This window comes from Gordonia liuliyuniae (assembly GCF_021738805.1).
GTDB lineage: Bacteria > Actinomycetota > Actinomycetes > Mycobacteriales > Mycobacteriaceae > Gordonia > Gordonia liuliyuniae.
In genome coordinates, this window is the sequence record NZ_JAKKOR010000002.1 from 54,309 (window position 1) to 72,294 (window position 17,986).

General features: G+C 66.9%; 12 protein-coding genes. 5 read left to right on the top strand and 7 right to left on the bottom strand.

The features are described from left to right. Positions 1–50: 50 nt before the first annotated feature. Positions 51–3,365, bottom strand: coding sequence for a (Fe-S)-binding protein (locus L5G33_RS03145; protein WP_236996700.1), 3,315 nt, complete (start codon positions 3,363–3,365; stop codon positions 51–53). Between the two features lie 431 nt (positions 3,366–3,796). On the opposite strand from L5G33_RS03145, the gene L5G33_RS03150 reads away from it, so the two are divergent. Both L5G33_RS03150 and L5G33_RS03155 read left to right on the top strand, forming a co-directional pair. Beyond that, positions 3,797–5,125, top strand: a complete 1,329-nt coding sequence (locus L5G33_RS03150; RefSeq protein WP_236996701.1) for a hypothetical protein — start codon at positions 3,797–3,799, stop codon at positions 5,123–5,125. Between the two features lie 304 nt (positions 5,126–5,429). Continuing rightward, positions 5,430–6,785 (top strand): hypothetical protein, encoded by a 1,356-nt coding sequence (locus L5G33_RS03155; protein ID WP_236996702.1) that lies wholly within the window; start codon positions 5,430–5,432, stop codon positions 6,783–6,785. A gap of 69 nt (positions 6,786–6,854) precedes the next feature. On the opposite strand, the gene L5G33_RS03160 is transcribed toward L5G33_RS03155, so the two are convergent. After that, positions 6,855–8,279, bottom strand: a complete 1,425-nt coding sequence (locus L5G33_RS03160; protein WP_236996703.1) for a WS/DGAT/MGAT family O-acyltransferase — start codon at positions 8,277–8,279, stop codon at positions 6,855–6,857. A gap of 136 nt (positions 8,280–8,415) precedes the next feature. On the opposite strand from L5G33_RS03160, the gene L5G33_RS03165 reads away from it, so the two are divergent. Then, entirely contained in the window at positions 8,416–9,027 is a 612-nt protein-coding gene (locus L5G33_RS03165) for a SanA/YdcF family protein (protein ID WP_236996704.1), read from the top strand. A gap of 61 nt (positions 9,028–9,088) precedes the next feature. Next, the gene (locus L5G33_RS03170; protein WP_236996705.1) at positions 9,089–9,664 is read left to right on the top strand and encodes a hypothetical protein; all 576 of its coding nucleotides are present in this window, start codon (positions 9,089–9,091) and stop codon (positions 9,662–9,664) included. A 28-nt stretch (positions 9,665–9,692) separates the two neighbouring features. Here the strand turns inward: L5G33_RS03170 and L5G33_RS03175 are convergent, their stop codons facing one another. Next, entirely contained in the window at positions 9,693–11,894 is a 2,202-nt protein-coding gene (locus L5G33_RS03175) for an acyltransferase family protein (RefSeq protein WP_372476851.1), read from the bottom strand. A 185-nt stretch (positions 11,895–12,079) separates the two neighbouring features. On the opposite strand from L5G33_RS03175, the gene L5G33_RS03180 reads away from it, so the two are divergent. Then, complete coding sequence (locus L5G33_RS03180) at positions 12,080–13,201, top strand: NDMA-dependent alcohol dehydrogenase (protein ID WP_236996707.1); 1,122 nt, start codon at positions 12,080–12,082, stop codon at positions 13,199–13,201. A 57-nt stretch (positions 13,202–13,258) separates the two neighbouring features. Here L5G33_RS03180 and L5G33_RS03185 read toward each other — a convergent pair whose 3' ends face one another. From L5G33_RS03185 to L5G33_RS03200, 4 genes are all read right to left on the bottom strand, one after another. Continuing rightward, the gene (locus L5G33_RS03185; RefSeq protein ID WP_236996708.1) at positions 13,259–14,995 is read right to left on the bottom strand and encodes a DUF2339 domain-containing protein; all 1,737 of its coding nucleotides are present in this window, start codon (positions 14,993–14,995) and stop codon (positions 13,259–13,261) included. A gap of 105 nt (positions 14,996–15,100) precedes the next feature. After that, complete coding sequence (locus L5G33_RS03190) at positions 15,101–15,727, bottom strand: response regulator (protein ID WP_372476853.1); 627 nt, start codon at positions 15,725–15,727, stop codon at positions 15,101–15,103. 14 nt (positions 15,728–15,741) lie between these two features. Next, positions 15,742–16,902 carry a MacS family sensor histidine kinase gene (gene macS, locus L5G33_RS03195; RefSeq protein WP_236996710.1) on the bottom strand — a complete coding sequence of 387 codons (1,161 nt, stop codon included), beginning with the start codon at positions 16,900–16,902 and terminating at the stop codon, positions 15,742–15,744. Positions 16,903–16,904: 2 nt separating this feature from the next. Beyond that, the gene (locus L5G33_RS03200) at positions 16,905–17,699 is read right to left on the bottom strand and encodes a crotonase/enoyl-CoA hydratase family protein (RefSeq protein ID WP_236996711.1); all 795 of its coding nucleotides are present in this window, start codon (positions 17,697–17,699) and stop codon (positions 16,905–16,907) included. Positions 17,700–17,986 lie beyond the last annotated feature (287 nt).

Genomic DNA, 17,986 nt, shown 5'->3' on the forward strand with positions numbered 1-17,986 from the left:
AACCGCTCCTGGGGAACAGGTTCGAGTGCCAACGTTGTCAGCGGTGCGGGCTACTTTGCGCCGGGGCGCTTCTTCCCGGCCGCTAGGCCGAAGCCTTTCGCCTTCGCGGTGCCGGTCTCGGTGATCGTCCGGTCATCCGATGCCGGAGCGGCCGATGCTTCGGTCGACTCAGGTTCCGGAGCCTCAGGCTCGGGGGCTTCAGACTCGGCTTGGGCTTCAGGCTCGGGCTCGGCAGGAGTTTCCGGCTCCGGCGCAGCTGCGGCTGGCTTGGGTGCTCCCGGCTTCTTGGCGCCGGGCTTCTTGATCCCGCCCGCCATGCCGAATCCCTTGGCCTTGCCCTCGGTCCCGTCGGTCACCGAGGGCTCTGCCGGAGCCTCCGACGTGGCGGTTGGTGCCTCGACCGGCGCCTCGTTCGAGGCCTCGGCAGGAGCTTCCGGCTCCGGCGCAGCTGCGGCCGGCTTGGGCGCTCCCGGCTTCTTGGCGCCGGGCTTCTTCACGCCGCCTGCCATGCCGAATCCCTTGGCCTTGCCCTCGGTGCCCGCGGTGGTGGCGGACTCCGTCGTCGACGCGGAAGATTCTGTCTCCGGAGCCTGCGCTGGAGCGTCGTCCGCGGGTGCGGCCGCCGCTGCCGGTGCTGGGGCTCCTGGCTTTTTGGCGCCGGGCTTCTTGATCCCGCCTGCCATGCCGAATCCCTTGGCCTTGCCTTCCGAAGCCTCGGTTGCGGCGGGTGCCGCGGTCTCGGCCGCAGGAGCGGCTGGTGCTGCTGCGCCGCCCGGCTTGGGTGCCCCGCCCGGCTTCTTCAAACCGCCGGGCTTCTTGAGTCCGCCGCCCATGGCCAACCCCTTGGCCGGTGCGGCTTCGGTCGCCTCGGCCGGAGGAGCGGCTGGTGCTGCTGCGCCGCCCGGCTTGGGTGCCCCGCCCGGCTTCTTCAAACCGCCGGGCTTCTTGAGTCCGCCGCCCTTGGGTGCAAGACCCACCGCGGGCTTGGCGTCGGTCGGAGCCGCGGCAGCAGGTGCTTCAGCCTTCGCCGCCGCCACCGGTTCGGGCTCGGGAGCCACCACCGGTTCGGACTGGATCGGGCGCAGGAACTTGCCACCGCGTTCGACGGTCTCGCGTCCGCGGAGCACGCCCTCAAGGATCATCTGTGCGACGTCGACGACCTCGACCTTGCCCTCGTCGTCCGTGCCGCTGGTCTGTGCGGTCACACCGTCGGTGAGCATGACGCGGCAGAACGGGCAGCCGGTCGCGATCTTCTTCGTGGCGCCGTCGCCAGCCGGAGCCTGTGTCGCGGAGAGCGTGTCGAGCGCCTCGTCGACGCGGTCGACGTTGATGCGCTTACCGATCTGCTCTTCCATCCACATGCGCGCACCGCCGGCGCCACAGCACATCGAGCGTTCGCCGTGACGCGGCATCTCGGTCAGCTGACCGCCCGCGGCGTCCATCAGTTCACGCGGAGCGTCGTAGACCTTGTTGTGCCGACCCAGGTAGCAGGGGTCGTGGTACGTGATGGCCTGGCCGCCGACCGGGGCGACCGGAACGAGCCGCTTCTCTCGGACGAGGCGGTTCAGCAGCTGCGTGTGGTGAACCACCTCGTACTCGCCGCCGACCTGCGGGTACTCGTTCCCGAGTGCGTTGAAGCAGTGCGCACAGGTCACGACGATCTTCTTGCGCTGGGTCGGTGCGGTCGCGAACAGTTCGTTGAATGTCTCGATGTTCTGCTGCGCCAGCATCTGGAACAGGAACTCGTTGCCCGCGCGGCGAGCGGAGTCGCCGGTGCAGGTCTCACCCTGGCCGAGGACCAGGAAGTCGACGGCAGCGATGTCGAGCAGTTCGGCTACGGCCTTCGTGGTCTTCTTCGCACGGTCCTCGTACGCGCCGGCACAGCCGACCCAAAAGAGGTACTCGTAGCCTTCGAACGATTCGACGTCCTTGCCGTAGACCGGGATGTCGATGTCCATCTCGTCGATCCAAGCGGTCCGCTGCGAGGAGTTCTGCCCCCACGGGTTGCCCTTGTTCTCGAGATTTTTGAACATGCCGGCCAGCTCGGTCGGGAAGTCCGATTCGATCAGGACTTGGTAGCGACGCATGTCGATGAAGTGGTCGACGTGCTCGATGTCGACCGGGCACTGCTCGACACACGCACCACACGTGGTGCACGACCAGAGCGCTTCGGCGTCGATGACAGCGCCGGCGGGGTCTCCGCCGAGCGAGTCGCCGACCAGCTTGCGGTCGGCCTCGGCGAGTGCCGCGGCCGGAACCGCGTCGAGCTTCGCCTGATCGACGTTGCCGTCATTGTCGACGATGCCGATCTCGTCGCCGCCCGTGTCTTTGCTGCCGCCTGCGAACAGGTACGGGGCTTTCGCCTGGCCGTGGTCGCGCAGCGCCATGATCATCAGCTTCGGCGACAGCGGCTTACCGGTGTTCCAGGCCGGACACTGCGACTGGCAACGACCGCACTCGGTGCAGGTGGTGAAGTCCAGCCAGCCCTTCCACGAGAAGTCCTCGACCTTTCCTGCGCCGAAAGCGTCGACGTCGGGGTCGGCGGTCTCCATGTCGAGGACCTTGCCCTGGCTCATCATCGGCTTCGCGGCACCGAGGGCGACACCGCCGTCGGACTCACGCTTGAAGAAGATGTTGGGGAACGCGGCGAAACGGTGCCACGCGACACCCCAGTCGATGTTGAGGCCGACCACGGCCAGCCAGATCATGCCGGACATCAGTTTGATGACCGCGGCTCCGGTCACCCAGTACACAGACCAGCCCTCGAACAGCTGTGCGAAGTAGTGGGTGAAGAACGAGGTCCAGATCGGCGGATCCTCGATGCCCGATGAGATCTTGAAGGTCTTCACGAAGATCATGCCGAGGCCCTCGATGAGGACGACGAGCTCGACGAAGTACGCGGCGCCGAAGCGTGAACCCGAGAAGCGTGAGAGGCGACCGGGGCGACGCGGGTGATTGAGCTGGCGGATGATCATCATCACCGAGATGCCGATCACCGTTCCCAGGCCGAGAACCTCGTCGGCGAAGATGTAGATGTTCCAGGCGCCGATCACCGGCCAGTGGAATTCGGGGTCGAAGATCTGCCCGTAGGCTTCGAACCAGAAGATCGCACCGATCATGAAGCCGAACATCACGAGCCAGTGAGCCCAGCCCACGGTGCGGAATTTGACCATCCGCGTGTGTGCGACGAACTCTTTCAGCATCGTCATCAGGCGCTTGCCCGGGTGCGCGAAGCGCTGCGCGTCGACCTTCTGGCCTTGCGCTATGGAGCGGATCATGGTGAACACGCCCCGCAGGAACAGCGCCCAACACACCAGGCTGATGAACGCGGCGATCGATCCGATCACGATCGTGGTCGTCGTCATTGGAAGTACCGGCCTTTCTTCAGGTCGTACCAAGACTCGACGTGAGCGGCCGAGGCCCGCGTCGAAGTCGACGTTTTTCTCCTGGTAACCGTAAGGCTTCGCCCCCGTCGTGCGCCGCCAAGGATTACCTAACTTCGCAGGTTGCAACGGCTTCCAGGTTTCCAAACCCAATGTTACTCGCCAGTAGGGTGTGGGCCAAGTTCACACACCGTGGAGTTCGTGTGACGTCGGACAAGGGCGCACGGGTGTGAGAGGCGGCCGCGGCGACGGTGGCACAGTTCTCGCCTTGGCGAGGCGCATGCGTGCCGTGAATGCGGATGTCCTGACGAAAACCGAGTGGCTACCCACGAGTCAACTTACTGTCCAGTACGTCGCGATCGGGCAGGTCGAGACGGCCGTTCCCCACTCGGGAACCGATAGAAGGAGTTGGCATGAAGAAGTCGGCAATCCGCCGCGGAATGATGGCGGCGGCCGCCGCTGCGGCCGTCGCGGCTGGAAGTCTGGCGCCTGCGCCGGCGACGGCCGCTGAGCCCTCGCTCGAGGTGCCCATCTGTTCGCCGGGCGAAGGCCCGATCGACAACCCGGTCCTCGGGGGTTCTGTCGACTGCACGGCAGCCAGCGCTTCGCTCATCGCGCAAGGCGCGGATGCGCTCATCGCGCTGGTGGCGCCCGACCTCGGCCTCAAGCTGAGCGATCTCAACAAGGCGTTCGCAATCGGGGTGCTCGGCATTCTCACGGGCGATGCGACGATTTCAGGCGACGGGTTCACGACGGCGGTCGGTGCGACCGGCACCGCTCATGCGAAGGCGGACGGGGTGGTGAGCGGCGCCATCGCGATCGGCTCGCTGGATGGGGTCGGGGATGCTGAGTCCACGTTCGGAGGCGTCTCATTCGCCGCTGGCGGGGGAAGCACGACATCGAGTGCACACGCGCTGCCTCTCGGGATCGCCACGTCAGTCGGATTCGGATACGACACGGCTGCGACCGCGCTCGGTGGGTTCGCGTCGGCGGCCGGTACATCTCCGCTCCTCGCTGGGCAGTCGTCAGCGAGCACCGTGTGCACTGCGCTGTACGGGACCGCGTCGGTCAGCGACGGCGGCGACAATCTCTCATCCTGCACCAGTGTCCTTTTCATCTTCCAACAGTCACAGCAGGGCGACGGTCCGGTGGTGTACGCCGTCAAGAACCCGTTCGCCCTCACGCTTACGTCACCGCTCGCTGAACTGTTGCCGGTGATCGGCATGGCCGAGCAACTGGGGTTGGAACTGCCGTTCCCGAAGGCGGTCACCGATCTCCTCGGCGTCGGCTTCGTGCCGACGTTCACCGACGACCTCATCCGCATCGTGATGTCCGACGACGGACCGAAGATCGAGACGGACCTGTTCGGCTCGAAGGACGCGGCGACCACTGCGACGCCGACTGCTCTCGCGGCGAAGCACACGTCGCCCCAGGCTTCGGACGATGACGCAGTCGCTGCCGACGCGGTCACCGCGGGCGACGTGACGGCAGGCGCTCCGGCCGAGTCGGAGGACGCGATCGAGGTAGAGGGTCCCGCCGCAGAGGCCCCTGTCGCCGAGGCTGAGGCCGAGACGGCTCCGGAGGAAACCGAGACCGAGACTCCTGCGGCCGAAGCCGAGGCGGAGGCGGCTCCGGAGGAGACTGAGGCGGAGGCGGCTCCGGCGGAAACTGAGGCGGAACCCGCTCCGTCCGCCGACGAGCAGGCTGCGGCGGATGAAGGAGTCGCTCCGACTGCTGCGTGACGGTCGGCTGACGCAGAACGGAGTCGGGTCCCGTCGGGCCCGGCTCCGTTCTGTTGTTTCGTGGTGCCGTTGACCCTCGTGTCCCGATCCGTGCTGAACGATGATCACAGGCGGTCCGAGCTGAACGTCACATCCTGCATTGGCATGATCTATCGCATTCCCCGGCGAAAGTGTGCCGTAGAACACTCCGATTGAGCGACTTCCTACTCGCGAGTAGCTCCTCGGCTTAGCGTCGGAGCCGGTCGTGGTCATTTCTCGCGATCTCCGTGTTCCGGACAGGAACCACATAGAAGAAGGAGTTGACGTGAAGAAGTCGACACTCCATAAGGGACTCCAGGCGACATTCGCCTCGGCGACCCTGATCGCAGGCGGCATGGCGGCCCCGGCATCCGCAGCCGAGACGACCGCTCTGCCCACCTACTCGTGCGACCCAGGCGAGGGGCGGACCAGCGACGCCGTCCTCAAGTGGTCCGTCGACTGCTCCACCGCAACTCCGTCCGTGATCGCCCAGGGCGCCGACGCCATCCTCGGCCTCCTCGCACCCGACCTCGGCATAAAGCTGGGCGATCTGAACAAGGCCATCGCGCTGCCCCTCGATCTCGGCTCACAATGGGACCCGAGCCTGTTGTTCCCGGGCAGCGCGACGATCTCTGGTAGCGGCTTCGCGTCGGCCATGGGCGTGGGCGGTACCGGAACGGCGATCGCCGACTACGTTCTGAGCGGCGCGATCGGCATCGGCGGTCTGGGCGCCACCGGCCTGGCCCATGCGAATCTCGGCGGGTTCGCGCTGGCGGCCGGAATCGGTGACGCCCAGGCGAACGCGAAGGCGTTGCCCGGTGGCATCGCGCTGGCCGTCGGCCTCGGGAACGACGCCACCGCTATCGCACTCGGCGGTGTCGCGGCAGCATCGGGCAACGGCGACTTGAACGAGGCCCAGTCGATCTGTACCGCGGTCTACGGCTCGGCGACCGTGACGGACCCGACGACCGGCGCCAACCTCTCGTCGTGCACCAGCGTGCTATTCATCTTCCAGAAGTCACAGGAGGGCGACGGTCCAGTCGTCTACGCCATCAAGAACCCTCTCTCGCTGGCTCTCGGCGACCCGCTGAAGGTGCTCGCGGACTTCAGCGCAGTCCAGGAGTCGCTGGGCATCGAGCTGCCGATCTCGAAAGAGATCATGGAACTCCTGGGTGGGAACATCATCCCGAAGTTCACCGATGACCTCATCCGCATCGTGATGTCCGACGACGGACCGAAGATCGAGACGGACCTGTTCGGCGCGAAGGGCACGGTGACCACCGCGAAGTCCACGGTTGTCGCAGCGAAGAGTGCTCCGACGGAGGCTGCAGACGCCGCGGCCCCCGGCGCCGCGGTCGGCACCGAAGAAGTCACGGTGAATACTCCGGCCGAGTCGGACGGAACTGTCGATGCTCCCACCGAGACAACCCCCACCGAGACAGAGACGGCTCCGTCAGAGGACGAGACAGTCGTTGAAGAGGCCCCAGCCCAAGAGACCCCAGCCGACGAGACCCCCGAGGCTGAGACCTCAACCGACGAGACCTCAGCCGACGAGACCTCAGCCGACGAGGCCCCAGCCGACGAGACCCCAGCTCCCGAGACCCCAGCTACCGAAGAAGATGCCGCATCGGCCGCAGCGTGATCCTCGGCTGAGATGAACCGAGTCGGACCCTCGACGGGTCCGACTCCGTTCGTCATGCAGGGGTCGCGACTATGCCTTCGGCGGCAGGGCCTCCAACTCAGCGAGGGTCGTCTCCAGATGGTCGAGGATGCGCTGAAGACTGGGGAGTTCGGCGCGCGCGCCGGTGACACCGAAGTTGGCTTTGCCGGAGATCGTGGCGATCGTGATGTTCAACGCCATCCCCTCGAGGGGAATCGACACCGGGTAGCAGCCGTCGAGCCGGGCGCCGTTCCAGTACAACTGCTCTTCGGGGCCGGGGACGCTCGAGATCATCAGGTTGAAACCGGACGGCGTGTACTGGACGAACCCAGGAATCGTGGTGAATGCGAGCGGCCAGACGATCGCCGCGCCGAGCGCCAGAGCCTGCAGGGGACGGAGGCCGCGAACTGCGGCCTTCGCGCTGTCGGTCGACGCCTTGATCGCGGCGGCTCGTTCGGCGGGGTCGTCGAGATCGGTCGCCATCCGCACGGCGATCGCGGTGATCGAGTTGCCGTCCGAATCACCGTCGCTGTGCAAGGACACCGGTTGCACGGCGATGAGCGACTCGTCGGGCAGCGCGTCCTGGTCGGCCAGATACGTGCGCAGAGCGCCGGAGCACATCGCGACCATCACGTCGTTCAACGTCATGCCCTGGGCTTTTCCGACGGCACGGAGTCGTTCGATCGGCCAGTCTTGCGCAGCGAAGCGTCGCGCCGATCCGATTGACACGTTGAGGATGGTGCTCGGGGCCTGCTTCAGCGGCGCGACGTAATCCTTGTCGGTGACACCGGCGACGGCGATCTTCGCCGCGGCGGGCGCCAGCCCGACCACCTGGTCGGCGACGTCGACTACCTGCGCGACGGCGCCCGTGATGGACGACAGCAGGCCTTTCGCTTTGGGCTCGGCCTTCTCGGTATGCTTCTGCGCGTCCTTCTCCGCACGGCGCCGGCGCTTCGGCCGTTCGTCCCAGACCGCGGTGCCCGACCGGTCGTCGGGGTCCGTCGACAGACACCGCTGCAGCAGCCGCAGCGAGGTCACGCCGTCCACCACCGAATGGTGGATCTTCGTGTACACCGCGATCCGACCGTCGGCCAAGCCTTCGATGATGTGCGACTCCCACATCGGGCGGCGCCTATCGAGGAGGCCCCCGTGGTTGAGGGACACGTACTGCAGCAGGTCGCGGATCGCGCCCGGCCGAGGCAGGATGGCGCGGCGCACGTGGTAGTCCATGTCGATGTCATCGTCGTACGACCACGCCGTGTAGCCGGCGATCTGGGCGGGAGTCGCCGGGCGTTTCAAGAACATCGACGAGACGTCGCCGCTCGGGACGTGGAACTTCTCCGCCATCTCCTCAGCGAGATCGTCGGGGGTCTGTCCCGCGCGCGGGACGAATAACTGCAGTCCACCGACGTGCATCGGCTGATCGCGGGTCTCCGCGATCAAGAACATCGAATCGGTGACCGGCATGTACTGCATGTCGGATCTCCCTCCCTCACGCGTGCGCCCACCACGCACGATCGGCCCCAATTGTGACACGGCGCACAAAGTCTGATTCGGGCAGCCGGTCCCGCACGATTGAGTGGCCCGCAGTGGCGCCCACTACCGTGAACGGGTGCTCAGTCGACGACGCCTCGGACTCCTCGTGTTGCTGGCGGTCGTCGTCGTGGAAGTTCTGGTCGCGGTCACGTCAGCGTGGGTGGCTGTTGCTTCACGCGGCCGGGTGGTCGGCTCCGACGAGGTTCCCGACGGCGCACCGCACACGGTGATCGTCCTCGGCTCGAAAGTCGAGGACGGACAGCCGGGCGACTACGTTCGTGCCCGCCTCGACGTCGCCGTCTACCTGTACCGCGAGCAGCGCGCCGACCGGATTCTCGTGTCGGGCAACGATGCCGACGACGCAGGCAACGAAGTCCGGGTGATGCGTGCGTATCTGGAGAGCGCAGGCGTTCCGCCGACAGCGATCGTCGACGACGGTCTCGGGATCAACACGGCAGCCACCTGTGAGCGTGCCGCCGACCGGTTCGGGATTCGATCAGCGTTGATCGTCACCCAGAACTTTCACGTGGGCCGTGCCGTGATGCTGTGCGACGCGTACGGGCTGGACGCGACGGGCGTGATCGCCCCCTGCGGTCACTGCTCGATTCTCAGCGTGCTCCGCAACCAGCTGCGTGAATCCCTCGGTTCGCGGCCCCGCGCCGTCGTCGATTCACTGCGTGCGCACTGACGTCCAGTGCGAAGTCATTCAAGCGAATAGGCGTCCGGCGCAGCCGGAATAGCGTGATCGCATGGTGACGACCGGAACACCCGGATTGGACGTGGCCGGTCTCGCGGTGACCGCAGGCGTCGCCGCGCACTCGGTGGTCCCGGTACGCGAGGCGTACGCAGCGTTGCACGACGCCCGCTTCCCGGTCTCGGCGATCGCCGCCGTGATCCATGTCGGCGCAGTCCATGCTGATCGGCGCGGCGTCGGGTCGGTGTCCGAGGCTGTCCGTGACGGGATCGGTGCGACGGGCTGTCTGCGCACCTTCGACGTCGACGGCGGTGCGGCAGGCGTCGTTTCCGCGCTCGCTGTCGGCGCGTCTCTCTTGGACGACGACGGGGGAGTGCTGATCACTGTCGCCGAGAGAGACGGCACGTCGGCGTCGATCGTGTTGGCCGGCGGGACGTCGCCGGAACCTGCCACGTTCGAGTTCGACCAGGCTCGCAGTGACGCGCTCGGGCCGTACGTCCTGCGGTCGGCGTCGCCGGTCAGGGCGCTCCTCGACTGCCGGGCGGCGGGCCGCTACGACGTGGTGCTCGTCGCGGCGGACGAGATGTCGCCGACAGCCTCGGTGCGGTGCCGTTTGAAAATGCCCTCCTGAGTGCTCACCTGTCCGCCGCTGGAGCCGCCTACCGGAACATGGGCGGCTGGAGTGGCCACCACTGGGTCGCCTCTCCGATGTCGGCGTCCAGGTACGGGATCAGGCTGCGGACGAAGGCAGTCGTCAGATGGTGGGTGTCGTGCCAGACGAGTATGTTGCCCACCACTGCCGGGCAGTAGCCGTCCCGGCAGAAGGCTTCGCTGTAGTCGAGGAACGTGATGTTCGGGAAGTCGTCGGCGATCGCATCGATCGGGCTGACGTCCGAGAGTGCGCGTTCGCGCGAGACGCCGCAGACGTCCGGACTCTCACCTGCCGCGATGCAATCGCGGGGGACCATCGGACCGTGCGTCCACGGGGTGTCGCGGACGGCGATCACCTGCTGGCCGCGATCGCGGAACAAGCTGAAGTAGTCGAGGTAACCCTTCGGCGTCACGTCGCCGGGGCCGTCGTCGGCGGGTCGCGAGGCGGTCGTGAACACGACGTCCGGCTTGTCCTCGTCCAGTCGATCGGCGACCCGCTGCGACCAGTCGTTGCATTCGGTGAGCAGTCGGCCGTTGAACTCGACGGCGGCTTCGGTGCTCATCGCGCACCCGGCCTTCATATAGGTGGTGACGCGGAATCCACGCTTCTTGCCGATCACGTCGAGAGCCGTCATCCAATGCTCGGAATGCGATCCGCCGACGACGGCGATCGTCCGTGTGGCCTTCGGATCGCCGTAGACGCCGACCTTGATGGACGGGTCGCCGAAGTTGGAGAAGTGGGGGCGGTGGTTGATCGGCCAATCGCCCTCGGCGGCCTCCGGTGACGGGACCGCCTCGATGGCGGGTGCCGGGAAGTCGCTGAGGAACGCACGTGCACCCGGGTAGTCGCGCGGGTTGAGGTTCGTGGTGTCGACGTGCCGGTGGTCGGCGCGGTACTGCCAGTATCCGGCGCTGCCGAGTGCGAACAGGGTGGCGACGACCAGTCCGACGGCCATGATCTTGCGGTACTGCGTGGAGAAGCCGTCGCCGCGGCCTGCGCGCAACGGCGCTTCGACGAACTTGGTCGTGACCCATGCGATGATCACCGACGCGATGAGAATCGCGGTGCCTTCGATGAACGAGACGTCGTCCTTGAAACGCCACGTCATGTAAAAGATCAGAAGCGGCCAGTGCCACAGGTAGAGGGCGTAGGCGATGGAGCCGAGCCAGACGATCCACGGGTGGGCGAGGACGCGGCCGCCGGGCGACAGGTCGTTGCCCGGGATTCGGCGGGGCGCGGTCGCCGACGAGCCGAGCCAAATCAGCAGCAGCGTGGAGCCTGCGGGTACGAGCGCCATGTACGCCGGGTACTGCTCGACGCCAGTGATCCAGATTCCCGACGATGCGATGAGGACGACGGCGGCCGCGGTGAGCACCGTTCGCAGCCAGTCGGCCAGCTTGATCCGCGGCATCCAGATGGCGAGCAGGCCGCCGGTGATCGGCTCCCACACGCGGGCGATCGTGTCGTAATAGTTGAACGGCTGGTTGATTCCGTGCCGATAGTTGGCCCACGCGAAGGACGCCAGCGCGACGAATGCGAGGCTGCCTCCGACGACGCCGGTGATCACCTTGGGACGGCCTAACACCGGCCAGAATCGGGCGCCGAGTTTCAACAGGCCGCCGAGGGCGAGCGCACAGACGATCGTGATGAAGAAGAACTGGCCCTGCATCGCCATCGACCACAGGTGCTGGAGCGGGCTGACTGCGGAGTCGGCTGCGCCGTAGTCCTGGGAGGCGAACGCCAGGTGATAGTTCTGGTAGTAGAAGGCCGAGGCGACGAGCTCTTTGCCGAGTGGCGCCCACCGCGTCGACGGCATCAGCCACCAGGTCAGGGCGGCGACCGCGGCGAGGAGTAGGAACAGTGCCGGAACGAGGCGGCGGAGCATTCTCGACAGTCGCGGCCACGGGTTGATCGCCACCGACCAGCTCTGGTCGGACGGATTCGTCCTGATGACGTGCTTGAGCAGTGACGCTACGAAGAAGTAGCCGGAGAGGGTGAGGAAGACGTCGACGCCGCCGGACACCCGGCCGAACCAGACATGAAATATCGCGACGAGGAAGATCGCGATGCCTCGCAGACCGTCGAGGTCGAGGCGGTATCCCGAGTTCGTTCCGGCGGCCGCATCCTCGTTCGGTGTCGGGTGCGACTGGGGTCCGCTGATCGATCCGGCTTTCGTCACAGCGGGGATGCTACGTGGCGGGACGTGCATTTTTCCATTTCGCCGGTGCCGGTTGAACCCTCCGTTCAGGTGATAGCGCAGGTGGTGACCGATTCCGACGAATTCGCCCGCCGGGGTGCACGCCCGTGCAGGATGAGACTGCGGTCACAGTGCCCGTCACCTCGCCGCGCGACACGAACCGGGTAGTCGAGAACTAGAACGAGAGTGAGTCGTTGATGAAGACGAAAGCCGCGGTCCTGCACGGCGTCGGAGAAGAATGGCAGATCGAAGAGGTTGAGCTCGGCGACCCTGTCGCAGGCGAAGTCCAGGTCCGTCTGGTGGCGTCGGGGTTGTGCCACTCCGACCACCACCTGCGGACCGGCCAGTCGCCGGTCCCGTTCCCCGTCGTCGGCGGACACGAGGGGTCCGGCGTGGTCACCAAGGTCGGCCCGGGCGTCACCCGGTTCGCGGAGGGCGACCATGTGGTGACCGCGTTCATCCCGGCGTGCGGTGTCTGCGAGCCGTGTTCGCGAGGCGCACAGAACTTGTGCGACGAGGGCGCCGGACTGTTGTCGGGTCTGTCGATCGCGGACAAGTCGCATCGCGTGACGCAGGGGGATACGGGTCTGGCGCAGATGTGTCTGCTCGGCACGTTCTCCCCGCACATCACCGTGCACGAAGCGTCGCTGGTGAAGATCGAGGGAGACATCCCGTTGAAGGAGGCCGCGCTCCTGGGCTGCGGCATCGCGACGGGCTGGGGGTCTGCGTCGGAGATTGGCGGCACGAAGGTCGGCGACACTGTCGTGGTGGTCGGCGTCGGCGGTGTCGGCATCAACGCGGTGCAGGGCGCGAAAGCCGCGGGCGCTCGGTTCGTCGTCGCGGTCGACCCGGTCAAGTTCAAGCGTGACATGGCCGAGAAGCTCGGGGCCACACACACTTTCGAAAGCATGGAGGACGCGCTCGGGCCGGTCGGCGAGATGACGTGGGGGAGGCTGGCCAACAGCGTGATCCTCACGGTCGGTGAGATGACGGGCGAGTTCGTCGCACCCGCGCTCGCTCTGGCGGGTAAGGGCGGACAGGTGTTGGTCGTCGGAATGGGTGAGATGGTCTCGCAGGTCCCGATGAGCCTCTTCGAACTGACCCTGCTGCAGAAACGGGTGCAGGGTGCGATCTTCGGCGGCGCGGGCCCGCGCACGCAGATCCCGAAACTGCTCAACGAGTACCGATCGGGTGTCTTGAATCTGACGGATCTGGTGACTACGACGTACCGCCTCGAGGACATCAACACGGCGTACGACGACATGCTCGCCGGCCGCAACATCCGCGGCATGATTGTCTACGACGAAGCCGACTGGTAGCTCCACATGACGAAGCGGGCCGGGTCCTGATGGATCCGGCCCGCTGCGTCGGTACTGTCAGGCGACGGGCGCCGCGTCGGCGGTGTCGCTCCCGCTGAGCTTTTGCGCGTACGAGACGCCGAGCGCCAGAAGGATGAGGCCGACGCCGATGAACGCGATGACGCGGAAGACTCCGTCGAGGGCGGCGAGGTCGAAGACGAACAGTTTTGCGATCGCGGCGGCCATGACGGCCAGGCCTGCGGTGAGGACCACTGCGCGGTCGGTGCCGTGGAGCCGGCGCGCCCACAGCAGCGCGGCTGCGGCCGCCGTGCCCCACGTAATGGTGGCGGCGGCGTGCCCGCCGCGGAAGGCCGCGTCGGCGTCGGTTGAGAGCAGGTGCGCGGCGCTGAGTGTGACGGTGGTGGCCATCCAAAGGCCGATCATGGCGCCGGTGACGGTGACTCGATGGGCTGCTCCCGGGTAGGCGTCGACCCACGACCAGGTGATCAGCGCGGTGGCTACCAGACCCATCAGTCCGCCGACCAGCAGCGAGGCGTGCGTGCCGTCGCTGGTGAGCGGATCAGCGGCGACCAATTGGCGCAGCGCGCCGTCACCGGTGAGGACGAGAATGCCGAGGCCGGTGAAGACGGTGTCGAGGATCCGAATGGTTAGGGCGAGATCGCCTGCGAACGGGGCGGCGACGGCGAGCAGGAGGCCGACGATCATGAGGACGGACGGGCGGTAGTCGGCGTCGAGGACGTAACCGGTCGCGACCAGCAGGTGCAGATTCGCGGCGACGAGCCACACGATCCGCGTCTCGCGGCCGACGAGGCGGGTCGTGGAGAACGCCGCGACGAGGTAGAGCACGGCGCCCGCGGCGAGGACGGCCGTCGCCGCGGTCCCGAGCGGGTAGACGGCGAACATCAGCGGGGCTGCTGCGAGTGCCGACGTCACGGCGACGATCTCGGAGTTCTTCGCGCTGCGGATCAACAGGATCGACGCGCCGACGGCGATGACGACTCCGGCGAACGCGAGGCAGGCCGTCGGCCACGACTGGTCGGAGGTCTGTGTGAGGACGAGGGTCGGGACCATGACTGCGGCTGTGTTGACGATGAAGACGGCGGGCCAGTCTCGTCCCACCTGGATCCAAACGGTCGCCGCCGCGTAGACGAGCATGAATCCGACGAGGATCTCATCGACGCCGTCGGTGACGACGGGGGCGAGGACCAGCATCGGAATCGAGACCATCAACGTCAACGCCTGGCTGTGCCAGCGGTGCGAGATGCCGAGTCCGACGCCTGCGACGAGGCCCGCGACTGCGAGGGCTGCGACGTCGGGCAACCAGTGGTAGATGGTGCTCATCGCCATGACGTCGAACAGGAGGCCTGCGATGCCGGTGGCGACGAGTGCGACGGCGCCCGCTCGGCGGGCGGGCGTTCGGCCGATCCAGACGCCGAGACCGGCGAGGAGCCCGGTGAGGACAGCGCCGCCGGCGACTCGGATTTCCGGGCGCAGCAAACCGGCTTGTGCGGCCAGGACCAGGAGCATGACGATGCCGGAGAGGGTGATGGCGACACCGACTCCGGCGAGGATCTTGCCGATGAGTCCGCTCTCGGCGGCTTTGGCGACGCGCTGGCTGAACGTCGGAGACGAGGCGCGGGGCCCGGGAGCGGGGAACGGCGCGTAGCCGTTGGACTGGTACTGCACGAACGGCTGACCAGAAGCGGGGTAGGTCGGCGGGAGCGGGGCGGTGAGTCGGTTGACGGGCGTCGGGTTGGAGCCCGCGGGTGGTTGGTGCTGCGGTGTCTCGTTCATGGTTTCCACTCTTGACCTGGCCGAAGGTGAAGACATGCGTGGAACTACCTAGTGCGCATGAGGACTTCTCTGCGGGTACTCACGTGAGGAACGTCAGATTCGACCTCACTCGGCGTCCAACCCGTGCTCGATCGCGTACCGCGCCAATTCGACGCGGTTGCCGAGCTGGAGTTTCCGCAGTGACGATCCGACATGGTTCTCGACGGTGCGCGGGCTGATCTCGAGGCGCGTCGCGATCTGGCGGGACGACATGCCTTTCGCGACGTACCGCAGCACTTCGGTCTCGCGTCCGGTGAGGACGGGCGCGTCGTTCTCCGGTCCTTGCGACATGCGGCGGTACTCGCCGAGGACGAGTCCGGCGAGGCCCGGCGTGAACACGGTCTGCCCGTCGCCGGTCGCCCGGACGGCCGCGACCAGCTCGGACTGCTGGGCGCTCTTCACGAGATAGCCGGTGGCGCCGGCTTTGATGGCGTCGAGCACGTCGTCGCGTTCGTCCGACGCCGACAGAATCAGCACGCGCGTTCCGGGGTGTGCGGCGAGGACGCCCGCGGTCGCCTGCGCGCCGGTGCCGTCGGGCAGGTTCATGTCCATCAGGACCACGTCGGGTCGGACGGCGCCCGCGCGGGCGGTCGCCGATGCGACGCTGTCAGCGGTGGCGACGACGTCGAACCCGATGGCGGTGAGGTCGCGCGCGACGCCGTCGCGCCACATCGGGTGGTCGTCGACGACCATGACTCTCAGTTCACTCACGGCGTGCCCTTCGTGCGGGGTGCGGACAGTTCCCATTCTGTCCCGGCGCCGGGCGCGGACTCCAGGCGCGCGGTGCCGCCGATGTTCTCGACGCGTCCGATGATCGACGCGGAGATGCCCATGCGGCCTTCGGCTTCGGCGGCGGCGAGACGCCCGTCTGCGATGCCGATTCCGTCGTCGCGCACCGAGACGACGACGGTGTCGCCGAGGTCTTCCAGGAGGATGTACGCCTGTGCGTCAGGTCCGGCGTGGTGGGCGACGTTGTCGAGGATGTTGTCGACGGCGGCGAGCAGGTCGTTCGCGATTTCGGCGTCGACGGTCACCGGGTGAGCGGGGGCGCTCACGTTGGCGCGGGGCGCGGCGGCAGATCGGAGCGCCGCGGCGAGGTCTCGTGACGTCGGGGTCAAGGCGGGCGACGGTTCTGCGGTGTCGGCGATGAGCGCTCGGAGCCTACGCTCCTGTTCGGCGGACAGTTCAGCGAGTTCGGCTGTCTCCCCGCCGATCTCGCGACCTCGCTTGGCGATGAGCGCGAGTACTTGGAGTACGCCGTCGTGCACTTCGCGGGAGAGCCGTTCGCGTTCGGCCGACCGCGCCGCCAGGCCGATCGCTTCGGTCAGTTCCTCGTGGACGGTCCGGGCGCGGGCCGCGGCCATCCCGACAGCCGCGGCCGCGGAGACGAGCAGGATGGTCGTCGCGTTGCGTCCGAAGTTCACGTCGATGTGGCCTTTGACGTAATAGTTGGCGCCCGCAACGGCGAGCCCGGCGACCGCACCCCACAGCGGACCGCCGACGATCGCCGCCGACAGCGCGGCGTTCGTCATCCACAATGTCGTCGGCCACGTCTGATTGTGCGAGATCCAGGAGTCGTCGGTGACGAGCGATGTGGACAGCATCATGCCCGCGGAGACGACCACTTCGACGGCGACGAACCAGGGTCGTCGCCCGAACCCGACGAGGTAGCCGATAGCCCACCAAATGTTTGCCGCGGTCAGGACTGCGAACAGGATCCAAGTGATTCGAGGATGGGCGAGGTCGCCATTGATGACGATCTGGAAGCCGAGTGCGTAGACGAACGAGAGCAGTCGGAAGATCTGAGCTGCACGCCACAGAGGGCCGGCCGGGTCCCGGTCTTCGATCTCGCGCCAGCTCGCGGCCATGCCTACAGCTGTCGTTCGACGAACTGCGGCTTCTGCTTCGCGAGTCCCGCCGTCCGGGCGATGGCGGCGTTGCGGCCGCGCAGGAGCCGGATCTGCAGGGCCTGCTCGATGGGGAACGAGAGGCGTGAGCCGTTGTACCAGGTGTTCTCGAACAGCGACTTCGACGCGGCCACAGCATCGGGAGAACGCTGCTTGATCCGGTCGATCAGTGCGTCGGCGTCGCGGTGCGGGTCGTCGGACACACCGCTGACCAGTCCCCATCCGAGCGCCTGCTGCGCGTCGAATGTCTCGCCGGTCATCGTCAGTCGCTTGGCGACGTCGATGCTCGTCAGTTGGGCAATGCTCGCCGACAGTGACATGTCGGGGATGAGACCCCACTTGGCTTCCATGATCGACAGATCGGTCGTCGTCGCGGCGAACCGGAAGTCGGCACCGAGCGCGATCTGGAGTCCACCGCCGTAACAGTGGCCATGCAGGACGGCGATCACCGGGACCGGGACGCTTCGCCAGGCCCATCCGGCGTTCTGGAAGCTGTTCGCCGCGGACGATCGTTTCGGGATCAGGTTCCGCATGATCCGGGTGCGTTCCTTGCCCGCGGACGCGAAGTCGAGGCCGGACGAGAACGACTCTCCTTCGCCTGCGAGGACGACGGCGCGCACACTGCGGTCCTTACTGACGCGGTCGGCAGTGGCCGCGAGGTCGTCGAGCATGTCGAGGGTGAGGCCGTTGTGCTTGTCGGGGCGGTCGAGCCGGACGTGCGCCACCTGGTCGCGCACCTCGTAGCTGATGTTGCTCATGGGTTGACGGTATACGCAGCTGACGCATCCGCTGTGTTCGTTGACATTCGCAGTGTTCAGGGAGGCCGCGGATGTCGCTCGAGCCCGCGGATGCGTGGGAAGTCGTCGATCTGTGACCAGCGTCTCCCGCAATTGAGCGGTATTGGCTCAACTAGGTGGAATGAATCCGGCGGGAACCCGGTTGAACAGATCGAGAAACCTGAGTGAATGAGACTCAAGATGATTTGACGCAGGCTGAGCCGCACGGTAGACCTGAGTCGAAGGCGCTGAGGTTTCATCAACCACAG